This window comes from Christiangramia aestuarii (assembly GCF_009735585.1).
Taxonomy (GTDB): Bacteria; Bacteroidota; Bacteroidia; order Flavobacteriales; family Flavobacteriaceae; genus Christiangramia; species Christiangramia aestuarii.
Genome location: NZ_VJVW01000003.1, coordinates 445,627 through 462,168, shown reverse-complemented (window position 1 = coordinate 462,168; position 16,542 = coordinate 445,627). Strand labels below are relative to the sequence as shown.

Here is a 16,542-nt window from a genome sequence, read left to right as displayed (position 1 = left end):
CCCAGACAGTTCAATAGAGTTTAAAATCTTAATAAGGCATTCATTTTAGACTTTTTCTGTGGCATGAACTCATGTTCAACCAGGTAAACTTTTCCGCCCATTTCGATGGTCTTACGGGCAGCCAGGTTCAAAAGGGAAATATTTCCATCCTGGTGGTCTTCGCTGAATTCCACTTTCATATTATCTTCATTGTATTTACCCCATACTTCAGCACGGTTCTCGATAAACAAGGTATCTACCTTGCCCTGGTATACTGCCGGGATGATATCGCTTACGGCAGATGTAGTGTTTTCGGTACTGCTGAGTTCCTTGTATTTTTCGATCTTCTTGTCCCTGTTCTCATTTAGATATGGTTCAAAAACTTCCAGTGCCCTTCCATGAATTCCCATAAGATCGGTATCGTTAGGGTTTCCCGGTACCACTTTGTCGAATAAGTGATTATAGGTATTGGCTTCCTGGTAAATAGGGAAGAAATAATCCTGGCAGAATACTACTAGAGGAAGGTTCTCCTTTTGTAAGTAATCCTTTATTCCCTGGTCTACAGCCCTGAAGAACTGTTTGATCTCGGTCTTTTCATCACGCTCGCTGCCACCGTGACCGTGGAACTGGGTTTTATCCCCACCTTCGGCCTGCGTCCTGAACTGCAATACACGTTCGCGGTAATCATATCCTACGCGTTCCTCAAGTCGAGTTGGCGTTAGGTCTTCAATATCTAACTGGGCAATACTGTACCTGGAGGCTTCATATAGTTTTACATCCTCTAGCTGAATGGCCAGGATATTAAACCTGGCATCCCCGGTCATTGCTGGAACCAGAGGTTTCACATAAAATTCTTTTGAAATATAATGATACGCTTCAAAATTTACGGGCAGGGTATATTTTTCGAAAAAATCGGCCGAAGCGAATATCGCCAATCCATCAGATTGATGGCGCCAGAAATCGCGATCCTCAATAAGGGATTGTATAGGCTTTCCAATCTTATCGATTACTTCTTCAGCTACTTTATCCTCCTTTAGCTTCTTCTTTATCTGGGTCCATTCAGAATGAAGGTGCTTCTTGTTTTTTTCTTCAAGCACCTCTTTTCCTGCTCTTTGGGTTGGAATAAAAATAGAAACACAGGTCTCATTTTTATAGTTCGCCAGTTGTTTAAAATCTTTTTCATTGATCATCGACATAACTCTATTTTTTTGGTTAATTCTAAACTTTAAGATACGTTTAAAGTGAGCTATATCAAAGCCTGAGAGCCCAGGTTTGTGCTAAATCTTTCTTAATAAGTCTTATGATTTTCTTAGTGCGGTAGCGGGTTGAACTACAATTCGTCATCTGGTTCAACGTGGATAAGCACATCGGCCACCTGCGGTATCCTTTCCAGAATATCATCCTTTACTCTGTGTGCTATATCGTGGCCAGCCTTTACACTGATTTCAGCATCTACTGCGATATGAAGGTCTATATGATAGGTCATCCCAGTCTTGCGAACAAAACATTTTTCAGTTTCAACTACCCCGGGATTGGCATGGGCGATCTCCCTGATTTCAGCCTCGATGCCTTCATACCGGTGCTCATCCATCACCTCACCCAGTGCGGGTCTAAGTATTAGGTAGGCATTGAAAAGGATGAATCCTGAAGCGAGTAAGGCTGCCCAGTCATCAGCATTCTCATATCCTTTTCCCATAATGAGCGCTATGGAGATTCCTATAAAAGCCATCAGCGAAGTAATGGCGTCACTGCGGTGATGCCAGGCATCAGCTTTAAGAGCAGAACTCTCGGTCTCATCTCCTTTTTTTGAAACGAACCTGTAAAAGACCTCCTTCAGAATGATGATCACAGCCAGTACTATCAGGGTATAGGGCTCCGGAACCTCGTGCGGGGTCTGTATGTTTTCTATACTTTCGTAAGCGATCACCGTGGCCGAAACAATAAGGAAGCCTACCACCATAAAGGTGATGAGTGGTTCTGCCTTGCCATGACCGTAAGGATGGTTCTCGTCGGCAGGTTTTGCCGCATACCTTAGACCCAGTAAAACCAAAAGGGAAGAAAACACATCTGTAGTAGATTCTATGGCATCTGCAATAAGCGCATAGGAATTTCCGAAGATCCCTGTGATAGCCTTGGCAATAGCCAGCAGGGCATTCCCTATAATGCTTAAATATGAGGCTTTAATTGCTTCCCTGAATGCAGGCTGCATGGCTGATTTTTTTTAGAGGCACAAAATTATAATAATAAGTTACTTCAACTGATTATATATTAGTAAAATTCCGCTTACTACCATCAATATGATCAATAGTCTTCGAAAAATGATGCTTTTCATCTGGCTTAGGAATTTCTTTCCTATGATATTTCCAATTACGGCCCCAAGCCCCAGGGCAAGACCATAGATCCATAATTCCAGGTAAAGCAAACCGAAGAAAGTATAGCTGCCTATCTGGGAAATTCCCAGAAAAAATGAATTCACCGTCTTGGTCGCAATTAGCTCTTCCTTATCAAGACCCAGGTTCAGGTAGAAAGGATTGAGAATTGGGCCAAGAGCTCCTATGACGGTTCCCAGTAAAGAAATCATAAAGCCCAGTGGAATAAAATACCATAATTGTACGGGGAAGGATCTTTGCTTTTTTCCAAACCTGTACTGGAAGACGGTGCTAATTAGAAATATTCCTACCAGTACCTGCAGCCAGGAAGCTTCAATTTGGGTAAAGAACCATCCCGCGATCCATGCTCCCAGCATCGCGGCAGGCACATAGTACCAGAATACTTTCCAGTTAGTATTTTTCCAGAATAAAATAAGCCTTGCCGGCCTTCCTATAAAAGTCCCGAGGTTGATCACCGGGGCGGTCCTGGTGCTGCCTATAAGAAAATTTAAAAAGGGGACCAGGATAAGTGCCCCGCCGCCTCCGGAAATAGTTGAGATTATAAAGGCCAAAACCCCGGCTAGAAAAAGTACAGGCAGATATATTAATTGGATGTCCTGGAAAATTTCACTCATTAAGCTGAAAATTTAGTCGGTACCTACTTTAGTGCTTCTTCTTTCAAATATAAGAGTATCCCGCCAGATACCGTCTAACCTGGCGATTCGTTCCCGTCGCCCCATCAGCCTGAAACCAAACTTTTGATGTAGACGGATGGTGGCCTTGTTTTCTGGAAATACGCTTGAAAATAAAGTCCAGATGCCGTTGTCTTCTGAAGAAGCGATAAGGGCTTCCATAAGTTGGGACCCAATTCCCTTTCCGGAATGTTCCGGGTGAACATAGATACTCAGCTCGGCTACACCCTGATAAACTTCTCTTTTGGAAAAAGGCGTGATCGCTGCCCAGCCGATAAGTTTTTCATTTTCAATATAGGCAAGCCTGGAATGTTCGTGGAATTTTTCCTGCCAGTCCTTCCAGTTAGGCACCTGTGTTTCAAAGGTCGCATTGCGGCCTTCCAGCCCAAGCTGATATATTTCCAGGATCTCCCGGCCATCTCCCGATGTAATAGGTCTTATCATTTACCACCAAACTATGAAAAACCTAAGATAAGAGGTTTTGGTTTTCATCCATACCAGTGGTGACTTCTTTCTGTCGAACAGGTTTTCAACCTCTTGCAGGAAACCTGAATACCCCATCCAATCTGAATTATATTCAGGATCACAGGTCCAGAACTTTTTCTTGGGGCAAAAGAATTCATTTTCCTGCCAGTCCATTTCTTTAAATTGACTAAAACTAAACCAATTTCCCCTGACGCATTCAGGATTCACTCCCGGCTCTGCTTTTGTTTCCGCATTAGGTAAATAAAGCTGTGCTTTGAAACAGAGCCTTTGTTCGACCTCCGCAGAATTTATTCCTAATTTTGAAAGGTAAGTTTCGGTTTCCTCCTTAAATAAAAGAGGGAACTGTCGTTTCTTTAATTTTGAGGTCTTTTCTGGGAAACTATCTTTCCGGTTAGGACCAATCCATCTTTCATTTCCTGGAGGAAATTCAGCATCAAAAACATAGATCTTATATACGAGTTCTACATGCAGTGGCCGCGAACTCTCTTTGTCCATTATAAGAAAATCAAGTTCCCCTAAGGTTCTTTTATCTGCTATAATCTGAATATTTGATGCCAGCAGCTCATATCTTTCACTATGCTGTATGGCGATCTCGAAGAAACTTTCCATGCGTTTCCCGAGTACCGAATTCCTGGGATGGTCCAGTTTCTCCAGGTCTTTTAATAGATCTTCAGTGATCTGTACCTGGGGAAATTGGAAACTAAGGAAATCCCATGAAGGATTCCCGGTAAAAATATCGGGTGTATCAAGAAAACCCCTGAATTGTTGAAAAATGTTGCAATGCTCCAAGTTGAAACCTAACTTTTTTTGATGGGGATCCAGATCTTTTCTTTTGATTCCGGATTTTCCGGGCCTTTATAATCTTCTCCCAGTACCTCGAAATGGGGCCTGTCGTCCAGTTGATATTCTGAAGCCGGTAACCATTCTTCGAAGATGAACCTGGCTGTTCCAGCAAATTCCTTGGAAGTGCCGTGATGGGTGAAAACCGCATAGAGTCCTCCCGGAAGTTTCAGGCCTTTCATGCCTTCCTCTAGTTCAGAATAATCCTCGACCTCTAATGCGGCCCATTTTTCGAAAATTGACTGCGAGTTGAAATGTCCCTCGATAAAGCCTTCATCATAGACCTGAACCGAATATAGATCATCGCTAAGTTTGTTCTTGATTTTATCTTTTCTGGACATGAACCTTTTCCAGAGCAGGGCCGTTTTGTCATCGGCCAGGCTCGTATGCAGACTTATGCCCACCAGTTTCTTTGCCTCTATATTCTTGATATCAGGATCTTTCATAGTATTATTCTTTGGTAAGTTCGATTTCGAAATTCTCCGGTGGCTCCACGCCTTTAAGATGTTTCACGAAGTAATCCCAACGCTTGCGCATCATATAGTAAAAATAGTCACCAAAGCTATGCCTTGCCTGTGGAAATATCAAAAGATCAAAATCCTTATTAGCTTCTATCAATGCATCTACGACCAGTAAAGTATGATAAGGGGGAACATTATCGTCCAGTGCGCCATGGGCAAGCAATAGCTTTCCTTCCAGGTTTTCGGCATACTGGGCGTTCGCATCAGTAATATAGGCTGAAGAGGAGTCTGGATTCTTGCCCATTAAACCGATATATCTTTCTCCCCAGTCATCCTCATAATTCCGGTTATCATGGTTCCCGGATTCTGCGATCCCTACCTTATAAAAATCAGGATATTTGAACATGGCCGCTACGGTGGCAGATCCGCCTCCGGAATGTCCCCAAACGCCTACTCGCGTAGTATCTATATAAGAATATTTATCTGCCAGTTGTTCTATGGCGCTCATCTGGTCTGGAAGCGTGTTTTCCGCAAGGCTTCCATAGCAGGCATCGTGGAAAGACTTTGTCCTTCCAGGGTTACAGGTTCCTTCCAGTACGATCACTACAAAACCCAGCTCGGCCAGTGACTGGTGGTCCCGACGCGAAGCCTTGAAAGACCAGTCTCGGATACTACCACCCTGGGGTCCGGGATAAATATAATTAACCATAGGGTATTTTTTATTGGGATCCATCTTAGTGGGAGTGAACATAAGCCCGTATAAGTCCCATTCCTTATTGGCCGATCTTACCGAAAACTCCTCAGGTGCTTTCCAGCCTGTTTCTTTGAGCTTTTCGATATTGGCTTCTTCCAGCTTCATAATTACTTTTCCATCTGCCTTTTTTAGCAGGGCGATGTTCGGACGGCTAGGGGTGGAGTAGTTATCTACGAAATATTGATGATCTGGAGACCAGCTTATGGAATGATTCCCCTTTTCCGGACTAAGCTCCTGCAGGTTCTTCCCGTTTAGGCCGATCTTATAAAGATGACTGAAATACGGATTTTCATCCTTATTTTTTCCATTGGCCAGAAAATAGATAGATCGGTTTTTTTCATCTACATAAGAGACCCTTGTAACAACGTATTCACCCTGGGTGATCTGGTTTTTCAGTTCACCGGTAGCAGCGTCATATAGATAAAGATGGCCATAATCATCCCTTTCTGAATACCAGATGATCTCATTTGTATCGTCTAAATAACTCCAGTTGATCTGCCCACGTCCAGATTCATATTGGGTTTCCACCTTTTCCTCGAAGATTTCCCTGACCTCCCCGGTGCGGGCATCAGCCATTCTTAATTTTGCCGATCTGTGATCCCTCGATGTAGAGACAAAATAAAGCCTGGAAGAATCTTCGCTCCATTCGTTATCATCAAAGGTACCTGAACAATTGATATTGTCACATAATGTTCCTCTTCTTGGGTCTGGGTCTATCTTTAAAGGAATTACTTCCTGCTTCTCTGTATCTATGATCACCCTTTCTATCTGGATGGCCTTTTCGTCTTCCGGTAAAGGGTATTTCCACTGCTGTAATTTCGGTGCTCCCACATTGGTGGTCACCAGGTACATATCACTAACATGTCGTTGATCCTGCCTATAGGTGGCGATCTTTTTGGAATCGGGCGACCATAGTAAAATTGGCTGATCACTTTTTTTCCAGCCGGCATTATCTGTAGCATAGCCATAATTCTCTATCCCGTCCTGGGTAAGCTGGATTTCTTTTCCTGTTTTCAGGTCTCGTATCCATAGGTTCCATTTCTTTATAAACACCAGTTTAGTGCCATCGGGAGAAATTATTTCGGGATTTGAGGTTTTTATATCCTCACTTATGTCCTTTTTCAGGGAATCATTAAGAAGTTTTTCCAGGTTTGAAGCAGCTCTTTTTTTTCCAGATTTTGCGTCTATGAGTGCATATTCCTCTCCACTTTCGGTATCTATATTATACCAAAAACTCTGCTTGTTTATCCATTCCGGGTTTACCTGCTTACGTATTACAAGGGAGTCTGTATTGGGAGCAAGAAAGCTCACGGCTCTTTCATAATCCTGTGTGGAAACCTCCTCGTTTTGTCCAAAAAGATTGAAGGTGAATAGACAGGAAACAAATAGTATTTGTAGGGTGGTTTTCATAGGTTCAATTTAATAATAGGCAAGATAAAGATTTAGATTCTATTCTTCCAGGTCATAGCAATCCATCCATACTCCGTTATCTCCTTCAAGTCTTTCTGCTACCGGAGAATCATAGGTGATCAAAAGGCGGCCGTTCGGTAAAAAGGCCATGCCTTCAGCCTTATCTGCTCCGTGTTCGAGTTCTGAACCGCGGGCAACGTCAAAAAGTCTTTCGGGTTCGTGAATCACGCTACCATGCCGGTCTGGCAGCCCACCTTCGATCTTATAAATGCTTATGGTGCCGTCCAGGTCCATGGTGGGCCCCGCGAGCAGATAGAGGTCGCCGTTCTTAGTGATGTTCAGTTCTCTTATACCCATTCCGCGAAGATCCACGAAGTGTTTCCTATAGAGTTTTTCCTCATCTTGTTTTTTAGAAAGCAATAGTTCACCGTCAAATTCCTTGCAGCTTATTTCCAGGATTACCGCGTACCCATTCAGTACAGGCCCTCTAAGACCAATGAAAATCCTTTCATTGCAAACCGCCAGGCCTTCAATGTCAAAACCATTATCCTTACAGGGGATCATCATAAAGCGTTCAAGATGTTCATCGCGCATCAGGGCATTGTGAAGCTCGGTGCTCTTGGTGCCGCCCCGAAGCATCAGTGCTCTTATCTTCCTGCCTTCGTACTCTGTTTCCCTGACCAGCTCATAAGAATCTCCTTTTTTAATACAGGGTATGCACCCAAGACTGAACCTGTTTTCATCTGTAGCCACTTCCGAGAGGCTTTCCAGTTGTTTCTCGACAGGGTCATCGGCTGAGGGTGAATTCCTTTTTAGACTCATGCTCCCGCAAAACCATAAATATGGCTCCTGGTAAGCGAGGGCCTCCATATCTGCCTCACCATTCGCATTGGGCAGATCGAAGAAATCGAAGAGCTCGTAATGTTTGTGATAACCATAACCACGCTCGGTCCTGGTCAACCTTTCGATGCCTGCATCTTCGTCATAGCTTAACCACAGATTGTTCTCTGTGGCCAGGCTACTGGAAATTTCTGTTCTTAGGTCTTCCATATTAGGAAAGTCCTTTTCGAACTGGATAAGGCACTTTTGGGCTATCTTCTTGTGGCTGGGTTTCATGAACTTCGATATTTACTTCAATCTACTCAGATATGGGCAATTATAAAAGCTTCCGGAGAGGAAGCTTTTATAAATTAACTAAGATTTATAATTAAGCCTTTTTCAGGTCCAACACCTCATGCCTGATAAGGATAGGCAGGGCTTTTTTAAATGTCTGAAAAATAACACAGCTTTCTTCAGTGGCTTTGAGTAATAGAGAGACCCTTTTCATCCCATCTTTTATGCCCATTTTTATATCCAGGTCTATAGATTGAAAGGCTACGGGGACCGTTCTATCCAGCATAAGGGTTCCGCGTACATCTACATGAGCTTCTGCCTTTACCAAAGTACTTTCTAGTTCTATACCTATCCTGTTAGCGATCATTCTAAGCGTACTCTCAAAACAAGCAACCAGGGTGGCGCAAAGCAGATCACCCGGATTGGGCAGATCATGATAACCACCCAGGGCCCTGTGAACGCCTATTCTTAAAGGGAGCTGTAGCTCGTCGTTAATGCATACCTGGGTATGAAAGGGCTGGTCAAAATTTTTACCCTCTACCAATGCCACATCTGTGATCATAGCTTTTTCGGGGTTTTCCTGGTAAGTTCTGGTTAGGGGAAATTGACGTTGTCTAACAATTGAATTCGCTCTCATGATTTTAGCATTTTTGCTGAAGTTAATCAGGTTCAGCTAAGTTATTTACTCAAATTTAGAGCAGTAATTGTTTAGAGTATTTTCTTAAAAGTCCAGATTATTAAGAATTCAGCTCAATTTTCTAATGCTGATTTTGGGCCAGCCTGAAATCTCCGGGAGTTGCATTAAAACGTTTTTTGAAAACCTGGCTGAAATGGGAATTATTCCTGAATCCGCTTTCAAAACCAACCTCGTTGATATTCAGATCGGTGCCCAGTAGTAAGCTTTTAGACCTGTTTAGCCTTTGGTTGAGAATCCATTTTCCTGGAGAAATACCAAAATGTTCTTTAAAGTCCCTTTTGAAAGAGGAGAGGCTCCTGCCGGTCAACCTGGCGAAATCTTCCAGCTTTAGGTCGTATTGATAATTCTTAAGCATTATTTCCTCGAGATTGGACCTGGCCTGGTCTTTCAGCGAAATAAAATGATTGATCAAACCTGAATTCTTTGGGTTCAGCACGATATTAAAAAGCAGTTCCCTGAATTTTATCTCTACCAGTTCACGAGGGATTTCATCACCAGATCTAAAATAATTAAAGATGCTATACACCAGGGAGCGGAAGGTTTCGGTAACTTCAATAGGAAAGACCTCCCTGGAGGAGTGAGGTTCCTGATGCTGCCGGAGTTCCAGGTTCGAATTACCCAGTATAAAATTCCTGATGAAATCATCGCTCATAACGAAAAGCATCACGCAATATTCCACGTCCAGGTATTGCCTGGTAGTATAAACTCCTTTTTTGATAAAGAGAGCGTCTCCAGTTTCAATATGAAAAATATCTCCGGAAGAGATCCAGTCTTTGCGACCGTTTACTACAAAAGTGATGAGGTTGGAGTCTGTCCAGAACTGGTAGTTCTCCACATTAAGCGGACATTTATATTCTATGATCAAGTATTCTTCTCCAAAAAGTTTATTGAAGCCCGGCCTGTTTTTAAAATAGTTGTATATATCTACGATCATATTTTTATGGATCCTGATAATCAAAGACTTATAAATTTAAGGATTTTCCTGTTACCGGGGAGGTGAATAAGGTTTAAATGAGAAGAAATTGCAGGTTTAGGCAGGCAGATAATTATGGATATCTTTGCTCAAAATTTGAGCTTTGTTCCGTAAACGATTCTACTACTTCATAAAGATCCAGTACCTGGGTTATCGCCTACATGGCTGGCAAAAGCAACCCGATGTAAAGACCGTGGAAGGCCTCATCACCAAAACCATGAGATGGGTCATGCCCGATGCTAAGTACAAGCTCCTGGGAACCAGCAGGACAGATGCGATGGTTTCAGCAGAAGAGTCGGCATTTGAACTGTTCCTGGACCATGAACCCCTGGAAGATCTTGATGCTTTCCTCAAGCTGTTTAACAGGAACCTGCCTCAGGACATCAGGGCTCTAAGTATCGAAGCTGTGGATGATAAATTCAATATCATCCAGCATTCTAAGACGAAAGAATACGCTTATTTGTTTAGTGTAGGTGATAAATTCCATCCATTCTGTGCTCCGTTCATGGCTAATTTCCAGGAAGACCTGGATATAGAAAAAATGAAGGCTGCGGCAGCCCTTTTCCAGGGAAAGCATAATTTCAGGAATTACTGCGTGCGGGTTTCAGAAAAAAGTACTTTCGAAAGGGAAATGCTAAAGTCTGAACTCGTAGAGAATACTGAATACACGGCAAACTTTTTCCCAGAGAGGTCTTATATTTTCCATATTCATGCGTCCGGATTTCTACGCCACCAGGTACGCTTAATGATGGGTGCACTGGTCCTGGTGGGCAGGGGAGAGCTGAGCCTGGAGGATATAGAAGAGAGCCTGAAACCCGACAGTCCACAATTACAGATGGATTATATTGCCCCGGCTTCAGGCCTTATCTTAAAAAAAATAGAATTCGATTAGGTTTAGGTCCATTTTAATTTGATTCCTTTTCGAGCACTTTAAGCGAGATCTTGATATTCTCATAGGGAATGGCTTCTTCAAAATGCTCATAATAGGCTCTAAGCGAACCTGTATTATCCAACACTTTCCTGGCTCGTTTTACCGCATTGAGATCAGACCTGGGTACGAATTTCTTTAGGTTCACGTTCTCACCCTCATCATAAAGTTTGATAAGATGACCAAATATAGTGTTCTGGGTCACTCCTTTTTCCTGGGCGATCTCCTCGATGCTCAGGCCGTCCTTATATAGCTGGAATGTTTCCTTTATGCTGTTTCCTTTTTTCTTCTTTTTCGGCTTTTTCTTTTCCCTCTTTTCCTTGCTGAAGGCTATGATCTCTTTAATGAACCTGTAACCGTAATCTTCCATCTTTTTACGACCCACTCCCTCGACCAGTAAAAATTCTGAATCGGACATAGGCCGTTGTTTTTCCATATCCTTAAGGCTGGCGTCGTTAAAGATGAGGTATGCAGGAATGTCTTCCTCCCGGGCGATCTCAAGGCGAAGTTTTCTCAACCTTTCAAAAAGTGAATTCTCCGGTGTTTTGGCAGCCTTTTCTACTTTGGCCCGGGCTTCCTGTTCCTTAATATCTGCAAGGAAAACCTTTTCCTTTTCGAACAATACCTTTTTGGCCTGTTCTGAAAGCTGAAGGTGGTTATGCCTGTCGAAAGCGATCTCTACATAGCCCAGGTTAATAAGCTGAATAAGGTACTGCTGCCAGTGGTTCCAGGAAATATCCTTGCCAATGCCGTAAGTTGACAATTGCTGATAGTTATTCCTTCTTATCACCTCGTTTTGTGAACCTCGCAGCACATCTATAACTGTAGATATTGGTTCAGCAGCCTTCAACCTGAAGATACAGGAAAGGGCTTTCTGGGCGATGATGGTTCCATCGAAGAATTCCGGTGGATTCCGGCAAATATCGCAGTTCCCGCAATCCTCTGCCAGGTATTCCCCAAAATAGCTTAGCAGGATCTTTCGGCGGCAACTCAAGGCTTCAGAATATTGCTTCATCCGGTCCAGTTTTGCCAACTGCACATCTTGATTTTTGGCGTTGGAAGCAAATTTCTGAAGCTGGATAACATCAGAATAACTGTGAAAAAGAAGGGTGTCTGACGCCAACCCATCACGACCGGCTCTGCCTATTTCCTGGTAATAGCCTTCCAGGTTCTTGGGCATATTATAATGGATAACCCAGCGGATGTTAGATTTATCTATGCCCATCCCAAAGGCGATGGTGGCACAGATGATCTGTTTCTTATCGTTTATGAAATCATCCTGAATCTGTGATCGCTCTTCATGATCCAGCCCCGCGTGGTAGGCCTCAGCTTTGAATCCTTTTCTTTGCAGTTTGGTTGAAAGCTCCTCTGTGGTCTTCCTGCTCAGGCAATAGATGATCCCGCTTTCTTTAGACCGGTTCTTGAGAAAATCTGTGATCTGCTCAAAGCGTTTGATGCCCTGGCGTACATCCAGGCTCAGGTTCTTACGATCGAAAGAGGCGATATGCTTCTGTGCGTGCGGGATATTCAGCTGCCTGCATATATCATTTCTGGTGGCCTTATCGGCCGTTGCGGTTAAGGCTAGCATCGGTGTGTTGGGAAAACGATTCTTCAGGTATCCCAGCTGGGTATAGGCAGGCCTGAAATCGTGGCCCCAGCTGGAGATACAGTGAGCTTCATCTATGGCGATAAGGCTAACCTTTCCGTCTGTAAGAAAGCGATCTACGAACTGCAGGCTTTCCGGAGCGACGTAGAGTAACTTGATCTCCCTGCGGTCTATTTTTTGAAAGATCTCCTGTTTATCGGCCTCTTCCTGGCTGCTGTTAAGAAATGCCGCGGGCACCCCGTTGGCATTCAGCCCATCTACCTGGTCTTTCATAAGAGCTATAAGCGGGGAGATCACCAGGGTGATCTCGGGAAGCAGGATAGCCGGTAACTGGTAACATATAGATTTACCACCCCCGGTAGGCATGATCACCAGATTGTCTTTAGCTTCAAAGACAGAATTAATTATCTTTTTCTGTAAAGGCCTAAAACTTTCATATCCAAAATATTCCTTCAGGGTTTTTAACAGCACAGCATCTTTCATAGCGGCAAAGGTAAAATTAAGCCCAGATTATACTCAATTTTTTAGGCATCAATTCAGAAAAGTAACTTCGAAAAACCTCGTCTTAAGTAGAGCCAGGTAGCCTGTTACAGGATTATTCTTACATTTATCAAAAATATTATTCCGCAAATGGCCAAAAGGAGAAAGTTAATGCTCAGGCGACCCAAGAATACAAAAACGGTAAACCAGATCCCGGGAACCATGACCTATGTAGGTCATAAAGAAGCTACGGAAACCAAGCTAGATGTAATAGATTATAATGCTAACAGGGTGGAGAGGTTTAGTTCTACCACTCCTGAAGATGCATTTAAGTTCGTAGACGAAGACAGCATCACCTGGTTCAATATTGATGGACTAAGCAATGTAAAGGAGATAGGGAAACTTGGCGAGTATTACGAACTTCATCCCCTGGTGATGGAAGATATCGTGAATACTGGACAACGCCCGAAAATAGAGGAATATGAGGATTACCTGTTCATAGTTGCCAAGATGCTCTATTACAAGAATGGTGAGATAGAGAACGAACATCTTAGTATGATCGTGGGAAGGAATTACGTGCTTACTTTCCAGGAATCTGATGGTGATGTTTTTGATCCTATCAGGGAGAGGATAGAAACCGCCAAAGGAAGAATAAGGACCCGCAGTGCAGATTACCTGATGTTCGCACTTCTGGATTCCATTATAGATAATTACTTCCTGGTGATAGATGATATTAGCGATAGGATAGAAGCGCTCGAGGAAAGCCTTTTCACCTCCCAACCCAGCGATGATATCACCTACGAGATCCAGGACCTGAAAAGAAATATTCTTCGCATAAGAAGAGCTGTTTTCCCACTTCGAGAGGTGATTAGCCGACTGGAGAAAATGGAAAGCAACCTTATAGATTCCCATACCGGTAATTTTATTCGTGACCTGTATGACCATATTATCCAGATCTCGGAGAATATCGATATCTATCGCGAAATGATATGGGGACTTATGGATATGTACATGACCACGATTAGTAATAAAATGAACGAGGTGATGAAGGTGCTTACTATCATGGCCAGTATCTTTATTCCCCTTACCTTCATTGCAGGGATCTACGGAATGAACTTTGAATATATCCCCGAACTGCAATGGAAGTACAGCTATTTTGTGCTCTGGGGCGTGATGATCATCGTATTCCTTTTAATGCTGTATTACTTTAAAAGGAAGAAGTGGTTATAGACCATAAACCAATGAATATGAAAAGAAATCTTGTAATACTCGTTTTTGGGATCCTGTTTTCCCTGCCGTCGCATTCCCAGATGAATGCGGGCATACAGACCGATTCTATCAATAAAATTTACGTGGGTACTTACACTCGCAAAGAAGGTCATGTAGATGGGAAGGCTAAAGGTATTTATCTGATCAATCAGAATCCTTCTACCGGTGAACTTAAGTTTGTTGGAACGGCTGCTGAAATGACCAACCCTTCTTTCGTGAAAGTTGGAAAAATGGGTAAGTATCTTTTTGCCGTCAGTGAACTTGGACCTGGGGACGGAGAAAGTGGTTTTATCCATTCCTTTGAGATCCTTAAGGATGGGGCGCTTAGAAATATTTCCAAATTAGGAACCGGCGGATATGCTCCCTGCCATATTGCGCTGGACCGTTCAGGTAAATTTGCCTTTGTGAGCAATTATATGGGCGGAGTAGTGATGGTCTACAAGATCAATACAGACGGAAGCCTGGAAAAGAACCAGGAAATAAAACTGGAGAATCCCGATGCCGCACATGCACATTCGGTAAAGGTTAGTGGGGATAACCGTTATGCTTATATAGCCGACCTGGGAAATGATAAGATCTGGGTCTATGATTTCGATAGGATGGAAGGCAAATTGCAACCACACAGGCAGGGAGCGGTAGAGCTAAAGAAAGGTGCCGGTCCGAGACATATGAGCCTGGCCAAGAACGGTAGTTTCGCCTATTCTATAAATGAGCTGAACAGCAGTTTGAGCGTTTTCGCGATCAAGGAGCATGGTGGCCTTGAACATATACAGGACATATCTTCACTACCACAGAGCTACAGGAACAAAAATTCTGCGGCAGATATTCATATACATCCCGGGGGCAATTTTCTTTATGCCTCTAATAGAGGACATAACAGTATCGCAGCTTTTAAGATAGATGCTGAAACGGGTAAACTGAGCACCATAGACCATTTTCCTATTGCCGGAGAGACACCGAGGAATTTTGCCATCTCACCCTTTGGAAGGTATTTGTACGCGGCAAGCCAGGATACCGGTAATATTACCACTTACAAGATCGATCCGAATACCGGAAAATTAAAGGTACAGCCTAGGGTTTTTGAGATTAAGACCCCGGTATGCCTTGAATTTGTAAAATAAACTTTTTCAGGTATTTATTTTTTAAATAGGGATTCGATTTTTGAGTAATTTTAGAGGTTTTCTAAAATTTTATGTGATGAAAAGATCCTTTTTATACTTATGTATTTCGACAATCTTAATGGGCTGCGGATCCTCTCAGAGTTTTGAAGATAAAAGCCTGAGTGCTGCCAGTGATGTTCCTGAAGCCTTCCAGCCAAAGCAGGGTGTCAAGTTTGAAGATAATGCCTGTAAAAGCCCGTTGGTTGATCCACGAGATGGCACCGAGATCATTATGGTTTCTGCCCAGGGAGGTAAAGGCGATTATCGAGTGCCTTCTGGAATGTATGGGGTTGGAAACCGTGAATTGCTTAGACTTAACTGCAACACCGGCCAGGTGATAGGGGTGGTGAGGCAGTAGGAGTAAACCATAAAAATTATCTGAATCTTAATCTGTAAGCCAGACCAGCCTGCAGGCTAATATTTTTTATTAGATCTGAATCCAGTTGTGCTTGCGTGATCAGTTGCTCGAATTCATTAAAGGCTTCGTAATCATTGATCTGGTAATTGCCTATCCTCGCATAGAGAACCAGTTTTTCGGAGAGATGTTTTTCAATGAAGAAGGAGGTGAGCAGCGTTTCTTTCCGGAAATAATAGATATCTGGATTGTTCCCGAGTAGATAGGTATTCAGGGTCCAGTCGCTTTCCAGGCCGGTATACCAGCTTTTCTTTTTCAGCATCCATTCGAACCTTACCTGTGAGGGGATAAGTACATATAAGTTCCATTTGTCATTCGGGGTCCAGTGGAGTCCACCAATGGGGAATATAAGGTCTTTATTAACTTCCTGGTTATAATATCCCCCGGCGAAATAACTTAATTGATCGTTCCTGTTATAGGTGAACATGAACCATCCACCCAGTTGTAACTGGCCAAAAGCGGGTTTAAATATATCTGAATTCAGTTTGATCCTGGCCTGAGCCAGAAAACTCCATTCCTTGTCTTTCCAGAAATGGAGATAGCCGCCGCTTAAAAAGTGAGAATATAGATCTATTTCAGCCCCGTTGTACTTCAGGTCTTTGAAACTGAAGCTTTCTCCTAAATAATTTGCCAGGATAAGATCTTCATTCTCCAGCTCGAAGGCAAAATTGAATCTTGCCTGTATCCTGTTAATACTGAAGTTATCTGTGTTACCTGGAGAATAGGCAGCATGCTCATATTGAAGATTTATGATATCGAAATAAGACTGTCCAAGGCAGGTTGGAAAATAGGATACACTTAAAACCCAGAAAATAAGTATGATCCTATTGCTCTTCATTATTTTAGATTTAAGCAGGTAATAATGTAGACAAGCTTCTAAAGTGAAAAGGGGAGGCCAGGCACAGAAAGA

General features: G+C 43.0%; 16 protein-coding genes. 4 read left to right on the top strand and 12 right to left on the bottom strand.

Translation table 11 applies throughout. The annotated features are described in order from the left end of the window. Positions 1-20 precede the first annotated feature (20 nt). The 10 genes from FLP08_RS10020 to FLP08_RS09975 form a co-directional block, all read right to left on the bottom strand. Positions 21-1,175 carry a baeRF7 domain-containing protein gene (locus FLP08_RS10020; RefSeq protein WP_156276487.1) on the bottom strand — a complete coding sequence of 385 codons (1,155 nt, stop codon included), beginning with the start codon at positions 1,173-1,175 and terminating at the stop codon, positions 21-23. A 134-nt stretch (positions 1,176-1,309) separates the two neighbouring features. After that, positions 1,310-2,188: a cation diffusion facilitator family transporter gene (locus FLP08_RS10015; protein WP_156276485.1), complete on the bottom strand. Its 879-nt coding sequence runs from the start codon at positions 2,186-2,188 to the stop codon at positions 1,310-1,312. A gap of 39 nt (positions 2,189-2,227) precedes the next feature. Then, positions 2,228-2,983, bottom strand: a complete 756-nt coding sequence (locus FLP08_RS10010; protein WP_156276483.1) for a sulfite exporter TauE/SafE family protein — start codon at positions 2,981-2,983, stop codon at positions 2,228-2,230. A gap of 12 nt (positions 2,984-2,995) precedes the next feature. Then, on the bottom strand, positions 2,996-3,484 hold the full coding sequence (locus tag FLP08_RS10005; protein ID WP_156276481.1) for a GNAT family N-acetyltransferase: 489 nt from the start codon (positions 3,482-3,484) through the stop codon (positions 2,996-2,998). Then, positions 3,485-4,315, bottom strand: coding sequence for a DUF1853 family protein (locus FLP08_RS10000; protein ID WP_156276479.1), 831 nt, complete (start codon positions 4,313-4,315; stop codon positions 3,485-3,487). A gap of 8 nt (positions 4,316-4,323) precedes the next feature. Further along, positions 4,324-4,812 carry a GyrI-like domain-containing protein gene (locus FLP08_RS09995; RefSeq protein ID WP_156276478.1) on the bottom strand — a complete coding sequence of 163 codons (489 nt, stop codon included), beginning with the start codon at positions 4,810-4,812 and terminating at the stop codon, positions 4,324-4,326. A gap of 4 nt (positions 4,813-4,816) precedes the next feature. Then, complete coding sequence (locus FLP08_RS09990) at positions 4,817-6,991, bottom strand: S9 family peptidase (RefSeq protein WP_156276476.1); 2,175 nt, start codon at positions 6,989-6,991, stop codon at positions 4,817-4,819. A gap of 39 nt (positions 6,992-7,030) precedes the next feature. After that, positions 7,031-8,107, bottom strand: coding sequence for a DUF3616 domain-containing protein (locus FLP08_RS09985; protein ID WP_156276474.1), 1,077 nt, complete (start codon positions 8,105-8,107; stop codon positions 7,031-7,033). Between the two features lie 91 nt (positions 8,108-8,198). Then, positions 8,199-8,741, bottom strand: a complete 543-nt coding sequence (locus tag FLP08_RS09980; RefSeq protein WP_156276472.1) for an OsmC family protein — start codon at positions 8,739-8,741, stop codon at positions 8,199-8,201. A 121-nt stretch (positions 8,742-8,862) separates the two neighbouring features. Continuing rightward, entirely contained in the window at positions 8,863-9,735 is an 873-nt protein-coding gene (locus FLP08_RS09975) for an AraC family transcriptional regulator (RefSeq protein WP_156276470.1), read from the bottom strand. A gap of 142 nt (positions 9,736-9,877) precedes the next feature. On the opposite strand from FLP08_RS09975, the gene truA reads away from it, so the two are divergent. Further along, a complete protein-coding gene (gene truA, locus FLP08_RS09970) occupies positions 9,878-10,666 on the top strand; it encodes a tRNA pseudouridine(38-40) synthase TruA (protein ID WP_156276468.1) in 789 nt (262 codons plus the stop codon). A 13-nt stretch (positions 10,667-10,679) separates the two neighbouring features. On the opposite strand, the gene recQ is transcribed toward truA, so the two are convergent. Continuing rightward, positions 10,680-12,791 (bottom strand): DNA helicase RecQ, encoded by a 2,112-nt coding sequence (recQ, locus tag FLP08_RS09965; protein WP_156276466.1) that lies wholly within the window; start codon positions 12,789-12,791, stop codon positions 10,680-10,682. 147 nt (positions 12,792-12,938) lie between these two features. Here recQ and corA point away from each other — a divergent pair, with 147 nt between their 5' ends. The 3 genes from corA to FLP08_RS09950 all read left to right on the top strand — a co-directional run bounded on the left by corA (position 12,939) and on the right by FLP08_RS09950 (position 15,575). After that, positions 12,939-14,018 (top strand): magnesium/cobalt transporter CorA, encoded by a 1,080-nt coding sequence (gene corA / locus FLP08_RS09960; protein WP_156276464.1) that lies wholly within the window; start codon positions 12,939-12,941, stop codon positions 14,016-14,018. A gap of 17 nt (positions 14,019-14,035) precedes the next feature. Then, positions 14,036-15,178: a lactonase family protein gene (locus FLP08_RS09955; protein ID WP_156276462.1), complete on the top strand. Its 1,143-nt coding sequence runs from the start codon at positions 14,036-14,038 to the stop codon at positions 15,176-15,178. A gap of 76 nt (positions 15,179-15,254) precedes the next feature. Further along, positions 15,255-15,575: a hypothetical protein gene (locus FLP08_RS09950; RefSeq protein WP_156276460.1), complete on the top strand. Its 321-nt coding sequence runs from the start codon at positions 15,255-15,257 to the stop codon at positions 15,573-15,575. A gap of 16 nt (positions 15,576-15,591) precedes the next feature. Here FLP08_RS09950 and FLP08_RS09945 read toward each other — a convergent pair whose 3' ends face one another. Further along, positions 15,592-16,470: a DUF6268 family outer membrane beta-barrel protein gene (locus FLP08_RS09945; RefSeq protein WP_156276458.1), complete on the bottom strand. Its 879-nt coding sequence runs from the start codon at positions 16,468-16,470 to the stop codon at positions 15,592-15,594. Positions 16,471-16,542: the final 72 nt, after the last annotated feature.